At 69.0% G+C, this 21417-nt stretch carries 20 protein-coding genes; 3 read left to right on the top strand and 17 right to left on the bottom strand.

Translation table 11 applies throughout. The annotated features are described in order from the left end of the window. Positions 1-3: 3 nt before the first annotated feature. Positions 4-666 carry a chemotaxis protein gene (locus AC1DVI_RS10285; protein ID WP_476957884.1) on the bottom strand — a complete coding sequence of 221 codons (663 nt, stop codon included), beginning with the start codon at positions 664-666 and terminating at the stop codon, positions 4-6. A 110-nt stretch (positions 667-776) separates the two neighbouring features. Then, positions 777-1310, bottom strand: coding sequence for a cold-shock protein (locus tag AC1DVI_RS10280; RefSeq protein WP_476957883.1), 534 nt, complete (start codon positions 1308-1310; stop codon positions 777-779). A gap of 246 nt (positions 1311-1556) precedes the next feature. Here AC1DVI_RS10280 and AC1DVI_RS10275 point away from each other — a divergent pair, with 246 nt between their 5' ends. After that, a complete protein-coding gene (locus AC1DVI_RS10275; RefSeq protein WP_476958006.1) occupies positions 1557-3257 on the top strand; it encodes a long-chain-fatty-acid--CoA ligase in 1701 nt (566 codons plus the stop codon). Between the two features lie 108 nt (positions 3258-3365). Here the strand turns inward: AC1DVI_RS10275 and pth are convergent, their stop codons facing one another. The 15 genes from pth to AC1DVI_RS10200 form a co-directional block, all read right to left on the bottom strand. After that, complete coding sequence (pth, locus tag AC1DVI_RS10270) at positions 3366-3941, bottom strand: aminoacyl-tRNA hydrolase (RefSeq protein ID WP_476957882.1); 576 nt, start codon at positions 3939-3941, stop codon at positions 3366-3368. A gap of 89 nt (positions 3942-4030) precedes the next feature. Further along, positions 4031-4642, bottom strand: coding sequence for a 50S ribosomal protein L25/general stress protein Ctc (locus AC1DVI_RS10265; RefSeq protein WP_376998382.1), 612 nt, complete (start codon positions 4640-4642; stop codon positions 4031-4033). A 199-nt stretch (positions 4643-4841) separates the two neighbouring features. Beyond that, on the bottom strand, positions 4842-5777 hold the full coding sequence (locus AC1DVI_RS10260; protein ID WP_014199935.1) for a ribose-phosphate pyrophosphokinase: 936 nt from the start codon (positions 5775-5777) through the stop codon (positions 4842-4844). 212 nt (positions 5778-5989) lie between these two features. Further along, positions 5990-6454 (bottom strand): bacteriohemerythrin, encoded by a 465-nt coding sequence (locus AC1DVI_RS10255; RefSeq protein ID WP_476957881.1) that lies wholly within the window; start codon positions 6452-6454, stop codon positions 5990-5992. Positions 6455-6573: 119 nt separating this feature from the next. Next, positions 6574-7341, bottom strand: coding sequence for a peptidoglycan editing factor PgeF (gene pgeF / locus AC1DVI_RS10250; RefSeq protein ID WP_476957880.1), 768 nt, complete (start codon positions 7339-7341; stop codon positions 6574-6576). A gap of 31 nt (positions 7342-7372) precedes the next feature. Continuing rightward, positions 7373-8503 carry a class I SAM-dependent methyltransferase gene (locus tag AC1DVI_RS10245; protein WP_476957879.1) on the bottom strand — a complete coding sequence of 377 codons (1131 nt, stop codon included), beginning with the start codon at positions 8501-8503 and terminating at the stop codon, positions 7373-7375. Between the two features lie 17 nt (positions 8504-8520). Further along, entirely contained in the window at positions 8521-9327 is an 807-nt protein-coding gene (gene lgt, locus AC1DVI_RS10240) for a prolipoprotein diacylglyceryl transferase (RefSeq protein ID WP_109469398.1), read from the bottom strand. A 72-nt stretch (positions 9328-9399) separates the two neighbouring features. After that, positions 9400-10386 carry an ADP-glyceromanno-heptose 6-epimerase gene (gene rfaD, locus AC1DVI_RS10235; protein WP_476957878.1) on the bottom strand — a complete coding sequence of 329 codons (987 nt, stop codon included), beginning with the start codon at positions 10384-10386 and terminating at the stop codon, positions 9400-9402. Between the two features lie 200 nt (positions 10387-10586). After that, on the bottom strand, positions 10587-11564 hold the full coding sequence (gene yjfF / locus AC1DVI_RS10230; RefSeq protein WP_476957877.1) for a galactofuranose ABC transporter, permease protein YjfF: 978 nt from the start codon (positions 11562-11564) through the stop codon (positions 10587-10589). Between the two features lie 4 nt (positions 11565-11568). Beyond that, a complete protein-coding gene (locus AC1DVI_RS10225) occupies positions 11569-12633 on the bottom strand; it encodes an ABC transporter permease (protein ID WP_476957876.1) in 1065 nt (354 codons plus the stop codon). Continuing rightward, positions 12630-14180, bottom strand: a complete 1551-nt coding sequence (gene ytfR / locus AC1DVI_RS10220) for a galactofuranose ABC transporter, ATP-binding protein YtfR (protein WP_476957875.1) — start codon at positions 14178-14180, stop codon at positions 12630-12632. Before ytfR ends, AC1DVI_RS10225 begins: the two co-directional genes overlap by 4 nt. A gap of 36 nt (positions 14181-14216) precedes the next feature. After that, a complete protein-coding gene (ytfQ, locus tag AC1DVI_RS10215; protein ID WP_476957874.1) occupies positions 14217-15182 on the bottom strand; it encodes a galactofuranose ABC transporter, galactofuranose-binding protein YtfQ in 966 nt (321 codons plus the stop codon). Between the two features lie 175 nt (positions 15183-15357). Next, positions 15358-16944 (bottom strand): aldehyde dehydrogenase (NADP(+)), encoded by a 1587-nt coding sequence (locus AC1DVI_RS10210; protein ID WP_476957873.1) that lies wholly within the window; start codon positions 16942-16944, stop codon positions 15358-15360. Between the two features lie 37 nt (positions 16945-16981). Continuing rightward, positions 16982-17908, bottom strand: a complete 927-nt coding sequence (locus AC1DVI_RS10205; protein ID WP_476957872.1) for a dihydrodipicolinate synthase family protein — start codon at positions 17906-17908, stop codon at positions 16982-16984. Positions 17909-17949: 41 nt separating this feature from the next. After that, positions 17950-18849, bottom strand: coding sequence for an SMP-30/gluconolactonase/LRE family protein (locus tag AC1DVI_RS10200; RefSeq protein WP_476957871.1), 900 nt, complete (start codon positions 18847-18849; stop codon positions 17950-17952). 152 nt (positions 18850-19001) lie between these two features. On the opposite strand from AC1DVI_RS10200, the gene AC1DVI_RS10195 reads away from it, so the two are divergent. Beyond that, a complete protein-coding gene (locus tag AC1DVI_RS10195; protein ID WP_476957870.1) occupies positions 19002-20048 on the top strand; it encodes a LysR family transcriptional regulator in 1047 nt (348 codons plus the stop codon). A gap of 115 nt (positions 20049-20163) precedes the next feature. Continuing rightward, positions 20164-21252, top strand: coding sequence for a multiple monosaccharide ABC transporter substrate-binding protein (gene chvE, locus AC1DVI_RS10190; RefSeq protein WP_476957869.1), 1089 nt, complete (start codon positions 20164-20166; stop codon positions 21250-21252). The last annotated feature ends 165 nt before the right edge of the window (positions 21253-21417 follow it).

Raw genomic sequence — 21417 nt, 5'->3', positions numbered from 1 at the left:
CCGTCAGCGCCGCTCGAACAACTCCATCTCGCCCTCCATCGGGGTGCGCCGCAACGCCTGGAGATAGTCCATCTCCTGATGCACCGTCTCCCGCTCCGCCTCGGGGCGCAGCAGACGGCGGAAGGCCCGCCCGGTGGCCGGGAAGAAATGGACGCGCCGCCCCTTGTCCCCGCCGAGATCCTGAACGGCCAGCGTCAGCCCCTCCCGCCGCACATAATCCACCGCGAAGGCGGCGTTGGCGGCGCCGACGTCCAGGCTGGTGTCGATGACGCGGGCCGCCCCGAACAGCTTGACCTCCATCCGCTCGCGGCGGGCGCCGCGCTCCAGCAGGTCGTTGATCAGCCACTCCATCGCCACGCTGCCGTAGCGGGTCGCCACCCCATACCCCTCGCCGCCGGACGGGGAGCCGGGCAGCAGGAAATGGTTCATGCCGCCGATCCGGGCGACCGGATCGTTGATGCAGGCGGCGACGCAGGAGCCGAGCGTGGTCACCAGCATGTCGTCGTCGCGACCGGAGATCCGGTGATGACCCAGCACCACCGGCACCACATAGGCCCCGAACTCGCGGTCCAGATAGCTGCCGTCCGCGCGCGGCCCGTCGCCTTCCGCACCACGGCGGTCGAATCCAGCGGAGGATTGGAAGTGAAGCGGTCCGGACAGAGGCATCACCGTCAGCCTCGAAGGAGCAGAAACGTCGACGATGGTAGCCCGTGGTACTTAAAGAAAATACAACAAGTCCGTATGCCCCGCCGCCCTGGTCGGCCCCGGGGGCTGCGTCACAGCAGAACGACCCAGGACGCCTCTCGCCCCTTCGGCGCGGCGCGCGCCCGCAGCAGCACCCGCTGCCCGGAGTCCAATCCGGTCAGGTTGCAGCGGCGCAGGACGCTCTTGTGGACGAAGACGTCCTTGGCTCCGTCGTCCGCCGTGACGAACCCGAAACCCTGCTCCGGCTTGAACCACTTCACGGTGCCCGTCAGCTCTTCCTCGGGGCCTGATGCCGCGTTGCGGTGCGCGTTGCGGCTCTCAGTGGGGGTACCGGTGCTCATCACCTCCAGGATGTCGGCCACCTGCGGCCCTTTGCCACCCGGAAGCACCCGGCACAGAAGCTCGGCCCCCTCGCCGATCTCGTGCAGCCCGGCCCGGTTCAGAACGGAGATGTGAAGGAAGGCGTCGGTCGTCCCATCCTGCGGTGCTGCGAAGCCGAAACCCTTGATCGGATCGAACCATTTTACCGAAACGCGGAGCGGAGCCGCTTCGCCTGAGGAGGGAACATCCAGAACGTCGCTGGGATGCGAATCGGCTGAAGGCAAGGGTCCGATCCTTTCGGTCAAGGCGCAAGCGCGGAAGGCGGATCGTCCGCCGAACACGAATTTAGCCACACGGAAAATAGGGTTTCCAGCGTAATTTTTTCTTCACGTCCGCCGTTTGCCTCTGGCGACAGCACCGTCACAGGGACCATTTCTCCGGATGAGGGGTTACAAAAAGGGCTACAATGCGCCAAAGGCCCGCAAACAAGCCCGAACAAACAAGAACCGATCATGGGAGGGATAACGATGATGGGGGATGCGGCCCGTACACTGCCGGACCAGAGCTGGACCCTGGGCTACCCACCCGATGTGGACTGGAACGCGCCGATTCCGGTGAAACCGCTGACCGCGCTGCTTGAGGACGCGGCGGCGCGTTTCGCGGAGCGTCCCTTCCTGGACTTCATGGGCAAGCGCTCGACCTACGCGGAGGTGGCGCGGATGGTGGACCGCGCCGCCCGCGGCTTCCAGGCGATCGGCGTCGGCAAGGGCGTGCGCGTCGGGCTGTTTCTGCCCAACACGCCCTATTTCGTGATCTGCTATTTCGCGATCCTGAAGGCCGGCGGGACGGTGGTGAACTTCAACCCTCTCTACGCCGAGCGGGAGCTGCACCACCAGATCACCGACAGCGGCGTCGAGCTGATGGTCACGCTGGACCTCACGGTGCTCTACGGCAAGATGGCGCGGATGCTCGCCGAATCGGGGCTGAAGCGGCTGGTGATCTGCCCGATGGCCGACATCCTGCCCTTCCCCAAGAACTGGCTGTTCCCCATCGTGAAGCGCGCGGAGGTCGCGCGCATCCCCGCCGACGACCGCCACCTGTCCTTCCGCCGGCTCGTCGCCAACGACGGCGCCCCGAAGCCGGTCGCCATCGACCCGGCGGAGGACGTGGCGGTGCTGCAATACACCGGCGGGACCACCGGCGTGCCCAAGGGCGCCATGCTGACCCACGCCAACCTCTACGCCAACACCGAGCAGTGCAGCCTGTGGTTCGTCGGCGCGCGGCAGGGGGAGGAGCGGATGCTGGGCGTCCTGCCCTTCTTCCACGTCTTCGCCATGACCGTGGTGATGAACTTCAGCATCCGCATCGGGGCGGAGATCGTCATGCTGCCCCGCTTCGAGCTGGACCAGGTGATGGAGACCATCCACGCCAAGAAGCCGACGCTGTTCCCGGCGGTGCCGACCATCTACACGGCGATCAATCACCACAAGCATCTGGAGAAATACGACCTCTCCTCGATCCGCTACTGCCTGTCGGGCGGCGCCCCCCTCCCGGTGGAGGTCAAAGAGGCGTTCGAGCGGAACACCGGCTGCGTCCTGGTGGAGGGCTACGGCCTGTCCGAGTCCTCCCCCGTCGCCACCGCGAATCCGATAACCGGGTTGAACAAGGCCGGCTCCATCGGCCTGCCCCTGCCCGGCACGCTGATCGAGATCGTCAGCCTGGAGGAGCCGCGCCGCGTCCTGCCCGTCGGCGAGAAGGGCGAGGTGTGCATCCGCGGCCCGCAGGTCATGAAGGGTTACTGGAACAAGCCGTCGGAAACGGCGCTGACCCTGGTGGAGGGGCGCCTGCACACCGGCGACGTCGGTTATATGGATGAGGACGGCTACACCCACATCGTCGACCGCATCAAGGACATGATCCTGTGCAGCGGCTTCAACGTCTACCCGCGCAACGTCGAGGAAGCGATCTATCTGCACCCCGCCGTCGCCGAATGCGTGGTCGCCGGACTGCCCGACGAGTATCGCGGCCAGACGGTGAAGGCCTACATCCGCGTCGACGACGGCAAGACCCTGACGCGGGAGGAACTGATCGACTTCCTCAAGGACAAGCTCTCTCCCATCGAGATGCCCAAGGCGGTCGAATTCCGCGGCGAACTGCCCAAGACGATGATCGGCAAGCTGTCGCGCAAGGCCTTGCTCGACGAGGAGGAGGCGCGACGGCGCGCGATGTGAGCGGTCCCTATTCCGCATCCTGGCACAGCCTGCCGCGCACCGCCCTCACCGGCGTCCCGCCTTCCACAGCCCGGCTGACACAACACCACCAAAAGCTGGCAAGGCACTTTATTTCGCGGGCGCGGTCGCCAGGGTGACCTTGTTCATGAAGTTCTCCGCCTGTCCCTTCACGACCAGCGGGAAGGCGTCGGCGACGGCGTCGATCAGCGGGTCGAGCCAGCTCTGCTCGGCCTTGGCGAAGTCGTGGAGCACATAGCCGCTGACCCGGTCCTTGTCGCCGGGATGGCCAATGCCCAGGCGGATGCGCCAGTACTCCTTGCCGAGATGCGCGTCGATGGAGCGCAGGCCGTTGTGCCCGCCATGGCCGCCACCTTTCTTGACGCGGATCTTGCCGGGCGGCAGGTCCAGCTCGTCATGGATGACGACGACGTCCTCGGGCTTCATCTTGAAGAACTGAACGGCGGCGGTGACCGACTGGCCGGACAGGTTCATGAAGGTCAGCGGTTCCAGGGCGGTCACCTTCTCGCCCCCGATCATGCCCTCGGCGGTCTGGCCCTGGAAGCGCTTGCGCCAGGGGCCGAAGCCGTGGCGGCGGGCGATCTCCTCCACCGCCATGAAGCCGATGTTGTGCCGGTTGCGCGCGTACTCGGCGCCAGGGTTGCCCAATCCCACCAGCAGCAGCATGGCGCATTCTCCTCATCTCGAAACAGCGTAGGCCGGAAACGAAACAGGGGGCCGAAGCCCCCTGTCGCAACCCCAAAGGCGGCTTCCGATCAGGAAGCGGCGGCCTCGGTGCTCTCGGCCTCTTCGGACTTCAGGCCCGACGGGGCGACGATCGTGGCGATCGTGAAGTCGCGGTCGGTGATGGTCGAGGCGACACCCTCCGGCAGCTTCACCGAAGAGATGTGGATCGAATCGCCGACGTCGTAGCCCTCGCAGGAGATCGTGATCTGCTCCGGGATGTTGCCGGCGGAGACGGTCACGTCCAACTCGTGGCGGACGATGTTGAGCACGCCGCCACGCTTCAGGCCCGGCGACTTCTCCTGGTCGACGAACTCGACCGGAACCTGCACGGTGGTGCGGGTTTCGGCGGAGACGCGCAGGAAGTCGACGTGCAGCGGGACGTCGGTGACCGGATGGAACTGCACGTCGCGCGGCAGGACCCGGTGGGTGGCGCCATCGACGGTGACGTCGAACAGGTGCGTGAAGAAGCCCGCCTGGTTCAGAACACGGGTGAACGTGAACTTCTCCAGCGAAATCATAATGGGGGCCTGCTTGCCACCGTAGATCACGGCCGGGATACGGCCATCACGACGGGTCTGGCGGGCGGTCCCCTTGCCGGCCCGGTCGCGCGCTTCGGCGCTGAGCGGAACGATCTGCGTCATCGGAAGAACTCCTTGAACGGAAAAAAGCGCCAGCCTCCAGGGGTGCTGACGCGTGGGCGCGGTGATTAAGCCATGCGGGGCGCGGCGTCAAGGAAAGAGTCCGGAAACTCCCGGATGGTCCTTATGAAAAGATGGCGCCAATGAAAAAAGCCCTTCCCCTGCGAAGGGGAAGGGCTTTTCGCGTGGTAGGCCGGCGCCGTTACGAGAACAGGCTCGACACCGAACGCTCCTCGCTGATGCGGGTGATCGCGTCGGCGAGCAGCGGGGCGATGGTGAGCTGGCGGATGTTGCGGGACACGCGCACGGCCTCGGTCGCCTGGATGCTGTCGGTGGTGACCAGCTGCTCCAGCGGCGACACGGCCACGCGGGCCACCGCACCGCCCGACAGGACGCCGTGGGTGCAATAGGCGTGGACGGACTTGGCGCCGGCGTCCATCAAGGCGACCGCGGCGTTGCACAGCGTGCCGCCCGAATCCACGATATCGTCGAGCAGGATGCAGCGGCGGTTCTTGACGTCGCCGATGATGTTCATCACCTCCGACACGCCGGCGCGCTCACGCCGCTTGTCGATGATGGCGAGATCGGCGTCCAGCCGCTTGGCCAGCGAGCGGGCGCGCACCACGCCGCCGACGTCGGGCGACACCATCGTCACCTCGCCGATGTCCTCGAAGGTCGCGCGGATGTCCTTCTCGAACACCGGGGCGGCCATCAGGTTGTCGGTCGGGATGTCGAAGAAGCCCTGGATCTGGCCCGCATGCAGGTCCATGGTCAGCACGCGGTTGGCGCCGGCCTGGGTGATGAGGTTGGCGACCAGCTTGGCCGAGATCGGCGTGCGCGGGCCGGTCTTGCGGTCCTGACGCGCATAGCCGTAGTAGGGGAGGACCGCCGTGATGCGCCGGGCCGACCCGCGACGCAGGGCGTCGATGGTGACCAGCAGCTCCATCAGGTTGTCGTTGGCCGGGAACGACGTCGACTGGACCACGAACACGTCTTCGCCGCGCACGTTCTCCAGGATTTCGACGAACACCTCCATGTCCGAAAAACGGCGGATGCTCGCTTTGGTCAGCGGCACGCCGAGACAGGTGGAGATGGCCTCGGCCAGCGGACGGTTGCTGTTGCCGGCAAGCACCTTCATCGCAGTCGGCTCTCTCTGCAGGGAATAGGTTCCGGTGCGCCCGTCAGTCCCTTGCCGACGCCGCCCCTTGAAAACGCGGCGGACCATAACAAAGGGGCGCACCTATGTAAACGTTCCATGACGGGCGGTTCAAGACGCCGCAGCCAGCCGGCCCTGCGATTCCCGCATGGCGCAAGCGTGGCGGCAGGCGGTGGGCGAGGGCCGCCCGCGCATCACCGCACCGCGAACTTCGCAAGGTGCGATTTCATGGGCAGGTCGGCCTTCACGAAATGGTCGAAGAACCAGAATTGCAGAAGCTCGTCCGCCTTGGCCTTCACATAGCTGTATTCGAAGGCCGACTCCTCGGCGTCCACCTGCCCGACGATGTCGTCCAGGAGGGTGGCCAGCCGGCGGTGCTGCGCCCGGTGCTCCTCCAGATGCGGGTAGCGCATCGAAGCCTGGACCCGCTCCTCCCGCAGGAAATGGCGGACCGAGACGCGGCGCAGCTCATTCAGCAGCGCCAGCGCCGGCTTGCGCTCGGATTCCTCGCCCGGCAGGGCGACGAAGCGGCGGATCAGCTCGTGCTGCATCCGGTGGTCGGCGTCCAGCCCGCCGTTGTCGAGCACCATCCGCGCGCTGCGCCAATCGCCCCGCCCGTCGCCCCGATGCGTGTCTTCCCGGTGCGCGTCCATCGTCATGCCGGCGTCTCCCTGTCCGGAGTGCCCTCACCCCTGAGAATCAATCTTACCCGAAATGGGTCGTATCGCAATCAGTCAGAGGTAAGAACAAATTTCGGGTGGGTACTTTTCCATCCTGTTCAGCCCTGAAGGACGATGGCCGAGAGGCCGCGCCCATAGTCCTTTTCGCCACGCAGGCAGGACCGGCGGTAGCTGAAGAAGCGGTCCTCCTCGACCACCGTGTCGTTGGGGCAGCGCTGGATGATCTCCACCCCGGTGTCGCCCAGGCGGCGGGTGATGTAGCCGGCCAGATCGAACAGGAAATGATCCGGGCGGCGGGCCGGCGCGAAATAGTCGCGGTTGCGCGGGTCTTCTTCCAGGAAGGGGGCGGGGAATTCCGGCCCGACTTCGTAGGAGCGCTGGGCGATGCAGGGGCCGATGGCGGCGACGATGCGGTTGCGCTTGGCGCCCAGTTCCTCCATGCGCTCGATGGTCGCCTCCAGCACGCCGCCCTTGGCGCCCTTCCAGCCGGCGTGGGCGGCGCCGATGACGCGGGCCTTTTCGTCGGCGAACAGCACCGGGGCGCAGTCGGCGGTCAGGATGCCCAACGCGATGCCCGGACGGTCGGTCGCCATGGCGTCGGCGTGGGGCGCCTGATCGGGGGTCCAGGGCTCGGTGACGGCGACGCAGGTCGGGCTGTGCACCTGATAGCAGGTGACGAGCCGTTCCGGCGGAACGTCCATGCGGGCCGCGGCGCGCGCACGGTTCTCCGCCACGGCGGCGGGCGCATCCCCGGACCCGAAGCCGACGTTCAGCGAGGCGTACAGCCCCGTCGACACGCCGCCGGTGCGGGTGAAGAAGGCGTGTCGGATGTGGGTGATGTCGTTCAGCGCGCCAAGCGTAATCACGAACCCGTCCCTTTGCTGTCGCGGTCTCTTGTTAGGATGCCAATTCCGGGCTTTCGAAGCCCGCCGGAGGCCCCAAGCCGGGCGAGGCGAGGGCCAACACCTTGAAGAGGGTGCCCATTTGGTCGGGCGCGATCAAGCGGGCCAGTGCGGAGTCGATGTCCGTAGCCTGCTTCGCCGTGGCGCTGCGCTTCAGCGCGGCGGCGCGCGGCTGGATGCCCAGCCGGATCAGCCAGTCGCCCTGGTCCACCGGGCCGAAGCTCTCCGCCCCACCCTCGCGCGCCGCCGCGGCGATGGCGGCGAAATCCACATGGGCGGTCAGGTCGGCCTCGCCCGGCGCGTCCAGCACCGGGGCGTAGGCGTGGCGCCGCAGCGCCTGGAGCGTGTCGCCGATTGCCGGCCCGCCGCGATAACCGTAGTCGATCACCAGCGCCGCGCCGGGGTGGGCGGCCAGACGCTCCCCGATCAGCCGGGCGACCGCCTGGGACGCCGGGGAAACCTCGACCACGCTGCCCTCCGGCGCGTCGCGCAGGGCCGGTGGGATCAGCCGGGCGCCGGCGCTGCCGAAGGCCTCCAGGACGAAGCGGAAGCGGGGCGTGTCGGCGGGCACGGCGGGGTCGATGTCGACCAGCCGCTCGAACCAGCCGTGGCTGGTCTTCTGGACCTGACGGATGGGCAGGGCGTCGAAGAACTCGTTGGCGAGGATCAGGGTCGGGCCTTCGGGCACGTCCTCCAGCCGGTCGTGCCACGTCACCGGGAGGGCGCCCAGAGTCTCGCGCTGGCGGGCGCGCAGCGTCGAGCTGGTTTCCACGAGATGCACCCGGGCGGCCTCGCGGAAGGCGGGGACGAGCGCGGCGGCGCGCAGGGCGTCCTGCATCAGCGTACCGCGGCCCGGCCCCAACTCCACCAGATGGAAGGGGGCGGGGCCGCCCAGCCGCGCCCAGCTGTCGACGCACCACAGCCCGGCCAACTCGCCGAACATCTGGCTGATTTCCGGGGCGGTGGTGAAGTCGCCGGACACGCCGAAGGGGTCCTGGCGCATGTAGTAGCCGAAGCGCGGATGCCCCAGCGCCTCCGCCATGAAGGCGGCGACCGACAGCGGCCCGTCCATCAGGATGCGGCGGGCGAGATGATGGGCGAGGCTGTCCGGGGCGGCATCACTCATGACGGAACCTTCCGACCTCAGACGGCGGCGGGGCGGCGGCGGGCCTGGGCGACCAGCCAGACACCGAACAGAACCATCGGCACCGACAAAAGTTGTCCCATCGTCGCCCCGGCGTAGAGGAAGCCGAGTTGCGCGTCCGGCTCGCGGAAGAACTCCGCGATGATTCGCGACAGGCCGTAGCCGATGAAGAAGATGCCCGCCGTCATCCCCGCCCGCCCGCGCACGGCGGGCATCCGCACCAGGATGGCCAGGAGGACGAACAGCACCGCCCCCTCCAGGAAGGCTTCATAGAGCTGGCTGGGGTGCCGCGGCACCTGCAGCGGGTCGCGCGGAAACACCACCGCCCAGGACACGTCGGGCGCCGGGCGGCCGTACAGCTCGCCATTGATGAAGTTGGCGATGCGGCCGAAGAACAGCCCGATGGGGGCCGCCGCCGCGATCAGATCACCGAAGGCCAGCGGCGAGAGGCCGCGCTTCCAGCAGAACAGCAGGATCGCGCCCAGGACGCCGATCAGCCCGCCGTGGAAGGACATGCCACCGTGCCAGACCATCAGCGCGTCGAGCGGATTCTGCAGGTAGAAGGGCAGGTTGTAGAACAGCACATAGCCGATCCGCCCGCCCAGGATGACGCCGACCACGGCCCAGGTCAGGAAGTCGTCGTAATCCTCCGCCGAGGGACGGCCCGGCGTGCTGCGGGCCAGCGCCAGGCAATAGCGCCAGCCGAGCACGAAGCCCGCCAGATAGGCCAGCGCGTACCAGCGGATGACGATCGGCCCGAGTTCGAACGCCACGGGGTCGATGGCGGGGAAGGCGATGGCGAGCATGCGCAGCGGGTGCCTTTTGTTGTTTGGGCCCTTGTTGGGGCGTTTCCCCCGTCGGCGGGGGAGGCGGGACCGTCAGCGGTAGGGGTCGGGCTGCGACAGGAAATCCTGGACGTAGCGGCGCACGCCCTCCTCCAGCTCGGTGAAGGGCCGGTCGAATCCGGCGGCGCGCAGGCGTTCGGTGCGCGCCTCGGTGAAATACTGGTATTTGCCCTGAAGCTCGGCCGGCATGTCGAAATACTCGACGCGCGGCTCCAGCCCCAGCGCGGCGAAGGTGGCGAGCGCCAAGTCCTTGAAGCTGCGCGCCTTGCCGGTGCCGACGTTGAACAGCCCGCTGACCTGCGGGTTGTCGTAGAGCCAGAGCATCACGGCCACGCAGTCGTCCACATGGATGAAGTCGCGGAGCTGCCCGCCGTCCTCGAACTCCGGGCGGTGCGACTTGAACAGCCGCGCCGGCTCGCCGGCCTTGAGCTTGGGGTGGAGCTTGGCGACGACGCTCATCATGTCGTCCTTGTGCCGCTCGTTCGGGCCGTAGACGTTGAAGAACTTCAGGCCCGCCCACTGCGGCGGCAGGATGTCGCCCTCCGTCACCACGCGGGCGACGCGGCGGTCGATCAGATGCTTGGACCAGCCGTAGGCGTTGAGCGGGCGCAGGGTCGCCAACGCCTCCGGCGACCCGTCGTCGTCGAAGCCGGCGGAGCCGTCGCCGTAGGTCGCGGCGGAGGAGGCGTAGATCAGCCGAGCCCCCCGCCAGGAGGACCAGCGCCAGAGGTCCAGCGTCAGCGCCACGTTGTTTGCGACGATCCGGTCCACGTCGCGCTCCGTCGTCGCCGAGATGGCACCGAGGTGGAAGATCACGTCGATCTCCGCCGCGTGCTGGTCGAGGAAGGCGAGCGCGTTCTCCGGCGCGACGAGGGTGGCGAGTTCCCGCTTGGCGAGGTTCTGCCACTTCTCCCCGTCGCCGAAGCGGTCGATCACCGCGACGTTGGTGATCCCGCGCGCGGCCAGGGCCGCCACGAGGTTCGAGCCGATGAAACCGGCCCCACCGGTGACCACGATCATGCGCTTTTCCTTGCCGCCGGACCGAAAGAAAGGACGAGCGTCCTTATAGGGTCCGGGGAGCGGGGCTGCAAGGTGGCGAGGGTCTCAAGGCTGTTCAGAAAGTGGCCGAACGTCGCCGCAAGGCGCCCGACACACACTGTGAGCGAACACCGTGTTTATGACGCGGTGGAATCAACACCGGGCCGCCGTCGAGGACCGGATCACGCCTCCGCCGGAGCGGCGGCGCGGCCGGTCCATACCGCCAGCAGCCCCTTCTGCAGCAGAATGAAGACGAACAGCAGAACGCCGATGGCGATCTTGGTCCACCAGCTGCTGAGGCTGCCGTCGAAGGTGATGTAGGTCTGGATCAAGCCCTGGATCAGCACGCCGATGAAGGTGCCGATCACGTAGCCGTAGCCGCCGGTCAGCTGGGTGCCGCCGATCACCACCGCGGTGATGGTGTCCAGCTCCACCCCCGTCGCCGCCAGCGAGTAGCCGGCCCCGGTGTAGAGCGAGAAGACGATGCCCGCCAGCCCGGCCAGCAGCCCCGACAGGGCGTAGACCGCCACCGTGGTGCGGCCCACCGGCACGCCCATCAGCTCCGCCGACTGCCGGTTGCCGCCCAGCGCGTAGAGGTTGGCGCCGAAGCGCGTCCAGTGGGCGCAGACCACCGCGGCGGCGACCACCCCCAGCATCAGCAGCGCCGGCAGGGTGAGCTTGCCACCGCCGTCGAAGCGCAGCGCCAGATCGCCCAGCTCCGCGTAGAGCGGGTGGTTGATCGGAATGGAATCGGTGCTCAGCACGAAGCCGAGGCCGCGGGCGACGAACATGCCGGCCAGCGTGACGATGAAGGGCGGCATCTGGAAGACGTGGATCACGGCGCCCATCGCCGCGCCGAAGCCGCCGGCCACCGCCAGCGCGACCGCGAAGGCGGAGACGGGGTGCCAACCGCCTTGCTCGATCAGCACGGCCAGCAGCACGGTGGTGAAGCCGATCACCGCCCCCACCGACAGGTCGATGCCGCCCGACAGGATCACGAAGGTCATGCCGACCGCGGTGATCCCGAGAAAGGCGTTGTCGGTCAGCAGGTTGCCGACGACCCGCAGCGAGGCGAAGTTGGGAAACTGCGCGGCGCAGAGCAGGAAGCCGACCACCAGGACGGTGCTGGTCACCAGCAGGGGCAGAAAGCGGTGGATCATGGCGTCACGCTCCCGCGCTCGGGCTTGGGCTCTCGGGCTTGGCCCGTGGCGGGGTCGGCGGCCGGACCGGCGGCTGGGCGGGCCGGTGGCCGGCCGGGCGCGGCAGGAACAGCGTCAGGGTCGGCGACTGCAGCAGCAGGACCACCATCAGGACGCCCGCCTTGACGATCAGGTTGAACTCCGGCTTGAAGCCGCTCAGCAGGATGCCGGTGTTCATCGCCTGGAGGATCAGCGCCCCGATCACCGACAGCAGCAGCCCGAACCGGCCGCCGAGCAGCGAGGTGCCGCCGACCACCACCGCCAGGATGGCGTCCAGCTCCAGCCACAGGCCGGCGTTGTTGGCGTCGGCGCCGCGGATGTCGGCGGCGACCACCAGACCGGCGACCGCGGCGCACAGGCCGCACCAGACATAGACGGCGATCAGCACGACCGGCGTGTTGACGCCCGCCCCGGCACTGGACAGCCGGTTGACGCCGACCGCCTCGATCATCAACCCCAGCGCGGTGGTCCGGACCAGCAGCGCAGTCCCCCCCAGCAGGACGGCGGTGATGACCACCGGCATCGGTACGGTCAGGAAGGACCCGCTGCCGATGAAGGCGAGGCCGGGGCTGGTGAAGGTGACGATCTGCCCTTCGGTGACGAGTTGGGCGATGCCGCGGCCGGCGACCATCAGGATCAGGGTGGCGACGATCGGCTGGATGCGCAGGACCGCCACCAGCAACCCGTTCCACAGGCCGCAGAGCAGGCCGGCCCCCAGCGACGCCGCGAGCACCGGCGCCAAGCCCCAGCCCGCCTGGGTCAAAGTGGCGGCGACCGCGCCCGAGATCGCCATCACCGCGCCCACCGACAGGTCGACGCCGCGGGTGGCGATGACCATGGTCATGCCGATGGCGAGCAGCGCCACCGGAGCGCCGCGGTTCAGCACGTCGATCAGGCTGCCGAACAGCCGGCCGTCCTGCAGGCGGATGGAGAAGAAGTCGGGAAAGAGCAGCCAGTTGGCCAGCAGCACGGCGGCCAAAGCGCCGTATTGCGGCAGGTTGCGCGACGGGCCGGGAAGCGACCGCGTCATGGGCGCGGCTCCTCGGGAACGGGCTCCGACGCGATGGCGGCGACGATGCGGTCCACGGCGACCTCCCCTCCCCTCAGCTCCGCCACGTGGCGGCGGTCGCGCAGCACGACGACGCGGCGGCTGTAGGCGACGATCTCCTCCAGCTCGGACGAGACCACCAGCAGGGCCATGCCGTCGGCGCACAGCCGTTCGATCAGGCGGATGATCTCGGCATGGGCGCCGACGTCGATGCCGCGCGTCGGCTCGTCGAGAATCAGCAGGCGCGGCTCGGTCACCAGCCAGCGGGCCAGCAGCGCCTTCTGCTGGTTGCCGCCGGACAGGAGCTGGATCGGCTGCTCGGCGTGCGGCGTGCGGATGTCGAGCAGCCGGATGAAGCGGTCGGCGATCTCCTCCTGGCGGCGGCGCGGGATCGGCCGCAGCCAGCCCTGCCGCGCCTGGAGCGCCAGGATGATGTTCTCGCGCACCGACAGCGCGCCGACGATGCCCTCCTTCTTGCGGTCCTCCGGGCAGAAGCCGAAGCCGAGCCGGATGGCGTCGCGCGGCCCGCGCAGCCGCACCGCCCGGCCGTCCACCGCCGCCTCGCCGCGGTCGGCGCGGTCCATCCCGAAGACCAGCCGCGCCGTCTCCGTCCGGCCGGAGCCAAGCAGCCCGGCGAGCCCCACAACCTCGCCGGGGCGGATGGCGAGGTCGAAGGGCTCGACGCTGCGCGCCTTGCCGTATCCGCGGAAGCGGACAAGCGGCGGCCGGGCGTCCTCCTCCCCGTCGTCAACCGGCAGGGCGATGCGGTGGGCCGCCGCCTCCAGCTCCCGCCCCAGCATCATGGCGACGAGGTCGAGGCGCGGCAGCTCCGCGGTGCGCCGCTCCCCCACCAGACGGCCGTTGCGCAGCACGGTGATGCGGTCGCACAGCGCGTAGACCTGATCGAGGAAATGGGTGACGAAGACGATGCCGATGCCGCGCGACCGGAGGGTCCGCATCACCTTGAAGAGGACCGCCACCTCCTGCGCGTCGAGGCTGGCGGTCGGCTCGTCGAGGATCAGCACCTTGGCCGACATGTCCACCGCGCGGGCGATGGCGACGATCTGCTGCGTCGCCACCGAGAAGCGGCCGAGCGGCGCCGTCACGTCGATGGACAGGCCGTAGGGGATCAGCACCGCCCGCGCCCGCCGCCGCATGGCGCCGCGGTCGACCAGACCAAAACGCATGGGCTGCCGGCCGAGGAACAGGTTCTCCGCCACCGACAGGTTCGGCAGCAGGTTCACCTCCTGATAGACGGTGCCGATGTGCAGGCGCTGCGCCTCCTCCACGCGGCGGGGGGCGATCGCCCGCCCCTCCAGCGTCACGGTGCCGGCGTCGCGCTGGTAGACGCCGGTCAGCGTCTTGATCAGCGTCGACTTGCCGGCGCCGTTCTCGCCGAGCAGAGCGTGGATCTCGCCATGGCGCACGGTGAAATCGACGCCGTCGAGCGCCTGGACACCCAGGAAGGCCTTGGACAGGCCGCGCACCGCCAGCAGCGGCGGCGACGCGGTGGGGGTGGGGTCCGTCATGCGGGGGCCTCGCCGGCGATGCGTCGGGACGCCGGGTTAGTAGGCGTCCTTGCGGCGTTCGTACTCGGCCTTGGCGGTGTCGGGGGTGAACAGCGCCGATTCCGTCTGGATCCATTTCGGCGGCGCCTTGCCGTCCGTCTTGAAGGCGATCAGCGCGTCGAAGGCCGGGCCGGCCATGTTCGGCGTCAGCTCCACGGTCGCGTTCGCCTCGCCCTCGGCCATCGCCTTGAAGATGTCGGGCACGCCGTCGATGGACACGACCAGGATGTCCTTGCCCGGCTTCAGCCCGGCCTCCTTGATCGCCTGGATGGCGCCGACCGCCATGTCGTCGTTGTGGGCGTAGACCGCGCAGATGCCCTTGCCGCCGTTCTCCGCCTTGATGAAGCTCTCCATCACCTCCTTGCCCTTGGCGCGGGTGAAGTCGCCGGACTGGGTGCGGACGATCTTCATGCCGGGGTTCTTGGCGACGACCTCGTCGAAGCCCTTCTTGCGGTTGATGGCGGGGGAGGAGCCGACGGTGCCCTGGAGTTCGACCACGTTGCAGGTGCCGCCGGTCTGCTTGGCCAGCCATTCGCCGGCGACCCGGCCTTCGAGCACCGTGTCGGAGGTGACGGCGGTCATGTAGAGGCCGGGGTCCCGGGTCTCGATCTGGCGGTCGAGCAGGACGACGGGGATCTTCGCCTCCTTGGCCTCCTTCAGCACCGAATCCCAGCCGGTCGCCACCACGGGGGCGATGAAGATGGCGTCCACGCCCTGGGCGACGAAGGAGCGCACGGCCTTGATCTGGTTCTCCTGCTTCTGCTGGGCGTCGGAGATCTTCAGGTCGATCCCACGCTTCTCGGCCTCCGCCTTGGCGGTCTTGGTCTCGGCGGCGCGCCAGCCCGATTCCGAGCCGATCTGCGAGAAGCCAACGACCAGCTTCTTGTCGGCGGCCTGCGCACCGCCGAGCCCGATCAACAAGGCCGCGGCGGCAGCGGCGGAGATCAGCCATGTCCTGGACATACCGTTTCACTCCCCTGGGTGTCTTGTCATCGATCCGGGCGGCGCCCGCTCGCATCTGTTCGTTGGGCCAACATTAGGCATCGAAAACCATATCTGTCCAATATGATTCTCGACCGAAGCGATACCGAAACCGGCATGATCGCCCGATGCGGGCAGAGCGTTGCCGGTCCTTCCCTCACCTCTGTCCGGGCACGCCGTCGATCCGCCGCCACAGGCCGAGCGGATTGCCGTCGCGCAGCGCCTCCGGCAGCAGGGCGGCGGGAATGTCCTGGTAGCAGACCGGGCGCAGGAAGCGCCGGATCGCCAAGGTGCCGACCGAGGTGGTCCGGCTGTCCGAGGTCGCCGGGAACGGGCCGCCATGCACCATGGCGTGGCAGACCTCGACGCCGGTCGGCCAGCCGTTGGCGAGGATGCGGCCCGCCTTGCGCTCCAGCGTCGGCAGCAGTACGGCCACCGCGTCGCCGTCCGCCGCGTCCATCTGCACGGTCGCGGTGAGCTGGCCCTCCAGCCGCTCGGCGACGGTCCGCATCGCCGCCACGTCCGGGCAGCGGATCAGCAGGGACGCCGCCCCGAACACTTCATCCTGCAGACTTGGGTCGGCGAGGAAGGCATCGGCCGTCGTCCCGAACAATGCGGCTTGCGCCTGGTTCGGGCCGCTGCACGCCAGCCCGCGGGCGAGCGTCGCCACGGCGGCGCTGCCGGACAGCCGCGCCACCCCCGAATCATAGGCGGCGTGGATGGCCGGGGTCAGCATGGTCGTGGCGGTGCTGCCGCCCAGCGCCTCCACCGCGGCGGCCAGGAAGCGGTCGAGGTCCGGCCCGTCGACGCCCAGCAGGATGCCGGGGTTGGTGCAGAATTGGCCGGCGCCCATTGTCAGCGAGGCCACGAAGCCCTTGCCCAGCGCCTCGGCCCGCGCCGCCAGCGCCGCCGGCATCAGGAGAACCGGGTTGATGCTGCTCATCTCCGCATAGACCGGGATGGGTTCGGGCCGGCGGGCCGCCGCTTGCATCAAAGCCAAGCCGCCGCCACGCGAGCCGGTGAAGCCCACCGCCTTGATGCGCGGGTCGGTGACCAGCGCCGTTCCGATGGGATTGCCGACTCCGAACAGCAGCGAGAAGACGCCCTCGGGCAGTCCGCAGGAGGCCACCGCCGCCCGGATGGCCCGGCCGACCAGTTCCGACGTGCCGGGATGGGCGGAATGGCCCTTGACCACCACCGGGCAGCCGGCGGCCAGCGCCGACGCGGTGTCGCCGCCGGCCACCGAGAAGGCCAGCGGGAAATTGGACGCGCCGAACACCGCAACCGGGCCAAGCGGGATGTGGCGCTGCCGGACGTCGGGGCGTGGCAGCGGCTGGCGCTCCGGCTGGGCCGGGTCGATGCGGGCCTCCAGCCAGCCGCCCTCGCGCACCGTCTGGGCGAACAGGCGGAGCTGGCCGACCGTGCGGCCCCGCTCCCCCTCCAGCCGCGGGCGCGGCAGGCCGCTCTCGGCCATGGCGCGGGCGATCAATTCGTCGCCGAGGTCGAGGATGTTCGCGGCGATGGTTTCCAGGAAGGCGGCCCGCGCCTCCAGCCCGGTCTCGCGGAAGGCGTCGAAGGCGGCCCAGGCCAGCGCGCAGGCGCGCTCGACCTCCGCCGCTCCGCCGCCGCCGAAGACCGGCTCCAGCTCCGCGCCGGCGGCGGGATCGATGGCGCGGAAGGCGCCGTCGGAGCCGCGGTGGCTGTGGGCGCCGATCAGCATCTCGCCGGTGATGGTCGTCATCATAGGTCTCCCGGTTTGGCGGGTCGTGGTGGCGGCGCCCTCAGCGCGCCCAGCGCAGGACCAGCGGGTCGAGGCGGCGGGCGGCGTCGAGCAGGCCGGCGCGGCTGGCCGGGTGCGGGTCGGCCAGCGGGTGGCGCACGGCGTCGCAGGCGATGATGCCGCCCTCCTTCATCAGGATCTTGGCGGTGGCGAGCCCGCACTGGCGGTTCTCGTGGTTGATCAGCGGCAGCCAGCGCCCGTAGGCGGCCACCGCCGCCTCGCGGTCGCCGGCCAGGAAGGGGTCGATGATCTGGCGGATGCCGTCGGGATAGCCGCCGCCCGTCATGGCGCCGGTGGCCCCGGCGTCGAGGTCGGCCAGCAGGGTGATCGCCTCCTCGCCGTCCCACGGCCCTTCGATGGCGTCGTCGCCCAGCTCGATCAGCCGGCGCAGCTTGGCGGCGGCCTGCGGCACCTCAATCTTGAAATAGGCGACGTTGGCGATCTCCCGCGCCATGCGCGCCAGCAGTTCCGCCGACAGCGCGGTGCCGCTGACCGGGGCGTCCTGGATCATGATCGGGATGTCGATGGCGTCGGACACCCGCTGGAAGAAGGCGGTGATGCCGGCTTCGGGCACGCGGATGGTGGCGCCGTGGTAGGGCGGCATGACCATCACCATGGCGGCCCCCAGTTCCTGGGCGCGGCGGCTGCGCGCGGCGCAGGCGGCGGTGCTGAAATGGGTGGTGGTGACGATGACCGGCACCCGGCCGGCGACGTGGCCGAGGATGGTCTCCATCAGCACTTCGCGTTCGGCGTCCGTCAGCACGAACTGCTCGGAGAAGTTGGCGAGGATGCACAGGCCGTCGGAGCCGGCGTCGATCATGAAATCGACGCAGCGCGTCTGCCCAGCGAGGTCGAGGTCCCCCGTCTCGGTGAAGATGGTGGGAACGACGGGGAACACTCCCCGGTAGGGGCGAGCGCTGGGGGCCATGGCCGTTGGGGTCCTTCTGTCGGGTATGCGGAGGGGCAGGGTCAGCCCGGCGGGTGCCCGAAACGGCCGGGCGGCAGGCCGCGCACGCCGCCGGGATCGCACTCGAACAGCGCACCGGCCAGCGGTTCGTCGGGGCGGCCATCGCGGCCGATGCCATGCGCCGCGGTGGTCACGAACAGCCGGTCGAGGGCGGGGCCGGCGAAGACGCAGGAGGTGACGCGCGAGACCGGCAGCGCGATCGCGCGGTCCAGCGTGCCGTCGGGCCGGAAGCGGCTGACCCGCCCGCCGTCCCAATGGGCCACCCACAGGCCGCCCTCGGCGTCGCAGGTCATGCCGTCGGGATAGCCGTCGGCCTCGGCGAAGCGGATGTGGACGCGCTTGCCGGACAACCGCCCCTCGCCGTCCAGGTCGAAGGCGTGGATCGTCCGCGCCGCGCTGTCGGTGTGGTAGAGCGTCCGCCCGTCCGGCGACAGGGCCGGTCCGTTGGCGACGGTGTAGCCTTCGTCCACACGCGCGATCGCCCCGTCGGGGTCGAGCCGGTGGAAGGCGCCGGACGGCGCTTCCTCCCCGTCGTCCATGCTGCCGATCCACAGGCGCCCCTGCGCGTCGGCCTTGGCGTCGTTCAGCCGGTTGCCCGGCCGGTCGGGGTCGATCCACGCCAGTTCCCCGGCGATCACCGCACGGCCCGGCTCCAGCCGCAGGCGGACCACCCGGCGCGAGCGCAGCCCGGCGATGAAGCCGTCACCATCGGCGCATTCCACCAGCCAGCAGGCGGCGTCCTCCAGCGCCCAGTCCATTCGGGTCCCGTCATCAAGCCCGTGGCGCAGAATCCGCGAGCCGTGGATGTCGACAAAGAAGACGGCGCCCTGCCCCGGCGACCACAGCGGGCCTTCGCCCAGGAGCGCCCGGGCGGGCCAGACGCAACGAACCTCCTGCGGCATGCCGTCTCGCCTCCCCCTCGCGGTCCCGTTCCGAATTTTGTTGACCATGCGAACAATAGAGGGCGTTCTGATACGCGTCCAATACGAATATCGGCGCCGGCGATACGAGATTCCGTATGTCGGTGCTATCGCCAGACCGGAGGCCCCCGCCCGTGACCCCGCACCGTTTCCCGGCCAACTGGTTCCTCAAGGCCCGGCTGAAGCTGCGCCATCTTCAACTCTTCGTGGCTCTGGACGAGCACCGCAACCTGCACCGCGCCGCCGCCAGCCTGACCATGTCGCAGCCCGCCGCCTCGAAGCTGCTGGGCGACCTGGAGGAGTCGCTGGGCGTCACCCTGTTCGAACGCCATGGCCGCGGCGTCGAGCCGAACTGGTACGGCAGCCTGATGATCCGCCACGCACGGATGATCCTCAGCGGCCTGCAGGAGGCGGGGGAGGAGCTGAACGACCTGCTGGCCGGCCACAGCGGCAGCGTCTCCATCGGCACGGTGATGGCCCCGGCGGTCGAATTGGTGGTGCCGGTGATCACCACGCTGACCCGCGATCACCCCGACCTGAAGATCGCCGTGGCGGTGGAGACCAGCGACGTGCTGGCCGAGCGGGTGCAGCAGGGCGTCATGGATTTCGCGGTTGGCCGCCTGCCCGGCCATGTCGACGCCGCGTGCTTCGACTATCAGGAGATCAGCAGCGAGGAGCTGTGCTTCGTCTGCCGCGACGGCCACCCGCTGCTGCGGCTCGGCCGCCCGCTGACCGCCGCCGATCTGGTGGACGCCACCTGGATTCTCCAGCCGCTGGGCAGCCTTCTGCGCAGCCGGGTCGAAGCGCTGTTCCGCGCCGAGGGGGTTCCGCCGCCGCGCAAGGTGATCGAAAGCGCCTCCCCGGTCATCTCCCTGGCGATGGTCGCCGAGAACGACTCGGTCACCGTCTTCGCACGCGCGCTCGCCCAGGTGTTCTCGCCCACCGGCTGCTGCACCATCGTGCCCTTCCACAAGCGTTTCAGCGTCGAGCCCTACGGCATTTTCTGGCTGAAGGACCGTCCGCTGTCGCCGGGTGCCCGAACCGCCCTGGCCGCCTTGCGGGCGGCGTCCGACGCCAAGATGCGCCGCGCGCTGGAAACGCCGCAGCCCAGCCCCTCAAGTGATATCGACCCGCCAAGTGATATCGAAATGTGTATGGATTCCGCCAATAATCGTATTTGACAGTTATGGTATTTCGGCCGATTGCTAGACCTACAAACATTGCGCCACCCGACACCCGTTCAAGAGCCGCGGGTGTGGCCAACCCGGTGCCGCAGAAGGGGGAGGAAATCGGCCCATGTCTTATCGGCCCAAATCTTCATTCGCGACCACACTGGCCGGGATGGCCGTCGGCGTGCTGGCCCTCACCGTCGCCGCCGCACCGACACTGGCGCAGGACAAACCCACCGTCGGCATCGCGATGCCCACCAAGTCCTCGGCCCGCTGGATCGACGACGGCAACAACATGGTCAAGCAGTTCCAGGCCAAGGGCTACAAGACCGACCTGCAATACGCCGAGGATGACATCCCCAACCAGCTCGCCCAGATCGAGACGATGGTCGCCAAGAACAGCAAGGTTCTGGTGATCGCCGCCATCGACGGCACGACGCTGACCGACGTGCTTCAGCAGGCCAAGGACCGCGGCGTGAAGGTCATCGCGTATGACCGGCTGATCCGCGGGTCGGAGAATGTGGACTATTACGCGACCTTCGACAATTTCCAGGTCGGCGTGCTCCAGGGCAGCTATATCGTCGACGCGCTGGGCCTGAAGGACGACAAGGGTCCCTTCACCATCGAGCTGTTCGGCGGCTCCCCCGACGACAACAACGCCTACTTCTTCTACAACGGCGCCATGTCGGTGCTGCAGCCCCACATCGACAGCGGCAAGCTGAAGGTGGGCAGCGGCCAAGTGGGAATGGACAAGGTGTCCACCCTGCGCTGGGACGGCGCCACCGCCCAGGCCCGCATGGACAACCTGCTGAGCGCCTTCTACGGCAACCGCCGCGTCGACGCCGTGCTGTCGCCCTACGACGGGATCAGCATCGGCATCATCTCCTCGCTGAAGGGGGTCGGCTACGGCTCGCCGTCGCAGCCGATGCCGGTGGTGACCGGCCAGGACGCCGAGGTGCCCTCGATCAAGTCGATCCTGGCGGGCGAGCAGCGCTCCACCGTCTTCAAGGACACCCGCGAGCTTGCGCGGGTCACGGTGGAGATGGTCGACGCGGTGCTGGGTGGCGGCACGCCCCCGGTCAACGACACCAAGACCTACGACAACGGCAAGAAGGTCGTCCCGGCCTACCTGCTGAAGCCGGTCAGCGTGGACGCCTCCAACTGGAAGAGCACGCTGGTCGACAGCGGCTACTACACCGAAGCCCAGTTCAAGTGATGCGGCGCGGGGCGGGCGCATTCGGCTTTCATAACCCTCTCCCCTCTGGGGAGAGGGTGGCCCGGAGGGCCGGTGAGGGGGATGCGCGTGGAGATGCGTTCGGCAAAAGCGCATCCCCCTCACCCTAACCCTCTCCCCAGAGGGGAGAGGGGATTTCAAGTGCGA

This window comes from Azospirillum sp. P4_B5, assembly GCF_056402275.1.
The sequence above is the reverse complement of the archived record's forward strand: the minus strand, read 5'-3'. Positions and strand labels throughout refer to the sequence as shown.

Coding starts and splice junctions, on each gene's coding strand:
- AC1DVI_RS10205 (WP_476957872.1), bottom strand. CDS start 17,908: ATGGCCCCCAGCGCTCGCCCCTACCGGGGAGTGTTCCCCGTCGTTCCC.
- chvE (WP_476957869.1), top strand. CDS start 20,164: ATGTCTTATCGGCCCAAATCTTCATTCGCGACCACACTGGCCGGGATG.
- AC1DVI_RS10285 (WP_476957884.1), bottom strand. CDS start 666: ATGCCTCTGTCCGGACCGCTTCACTTCCAATCCTCCGCTGGATTCGAC.
- AC1DVI_RS10260 (WP_014199935.1), bottom strand. CDS start 5,777: ATGAAGGTGCTTGCCGGCAACAGCAACCGTCCGCTGGCCGAGGCCATC.
- rfaD (WP_476957878.1), bottom strand. CDS start 10,386: ATGATCGTGGTCACCGGTGGGGCCGGTTTCATCGGCTCGAACCTCGTG.
- AC1DVI_RS10225 (WP_476957876.1), bottom strand. CDS start 12,633: ATGACGCGGTCGCTTCCCGGCCCGTCGCGCAACCTGCCGCAATACGGC.
- AC1DVI_RS10275 (WP_476958006.1), top strand. CDS start 1,557: ATGGGGGATGCGGCCCGTACACTGCCGGACCAGAGCTGGACCCTGGGC.
- AC1DVI_RS10200 (WP_476957871.1), bottom strand. CDS start 18,849: ATGCCGCAGGAGGTTCGTTGCGTCTGGCCCGCCCGGGCGCTCCTGGGC.
- lgt (WP_109469398.1), bottom strand. CDS start 9,327: ATGCTCGCCATCGCCTTCCCCGCCATCGACCCCGTGGCGTTCGAACTC.
- AC1DVI_RS10265 (WP_376998382.1), bottom strand. CDS start 4,642: ATGACGCAGATCGTTCCGCTCAGCGCCGAAGCGCGCGACCGGGCCGGC.
- ytfR (WP_476957875.1), bottom strand. CDS start 14,180: ATGACGGACCCCACCCCCACCGCGTCGCCGCCGCTGCTGGCGGTGCGC.
- yjfF (WP_476957877.1), bottom strand. CDS start 11,564: ATGATCCACCGCTTTCTGCCCCTGCTGGTGACCAGCACCGTCCTGGTG.
- AC1DVI_RS10245 (WP_476957879.1), bottom strand. CDS start 8,503: ATGAGTGATGCCGCCCCGGACAGCCTCGCCCATCATCTCGCCCGCCGC.
- AC1DVI_RS10210 (WP_476957873.1), bottom strand. CDS start 16,944: ATGATGACGACCATCACCGGCGAGATGCTGATCGGCGCCCACAGCCAC.
- AC1DVI_RS10255 (WP_476957881.1), bottom strand. CDS start 6,454: ATGACGATGGACGCGCACCGGGAAGACACGCATCGGGGCGACGGGCGG.
- ytfQ (WP_476957874.1), bottom strand. CDS start 15,182: ATGTCCAGGACATGGCTGATCTCCGCCGCTGCCGCCGCGGCCTTGTTG.
- pth (WP_476957882.1), bottom strand. CDS start 3,941: ATGCTGCTGCTGGTGGGATTGGGCAACCCTGGCGCCGAGTACGCGCGC.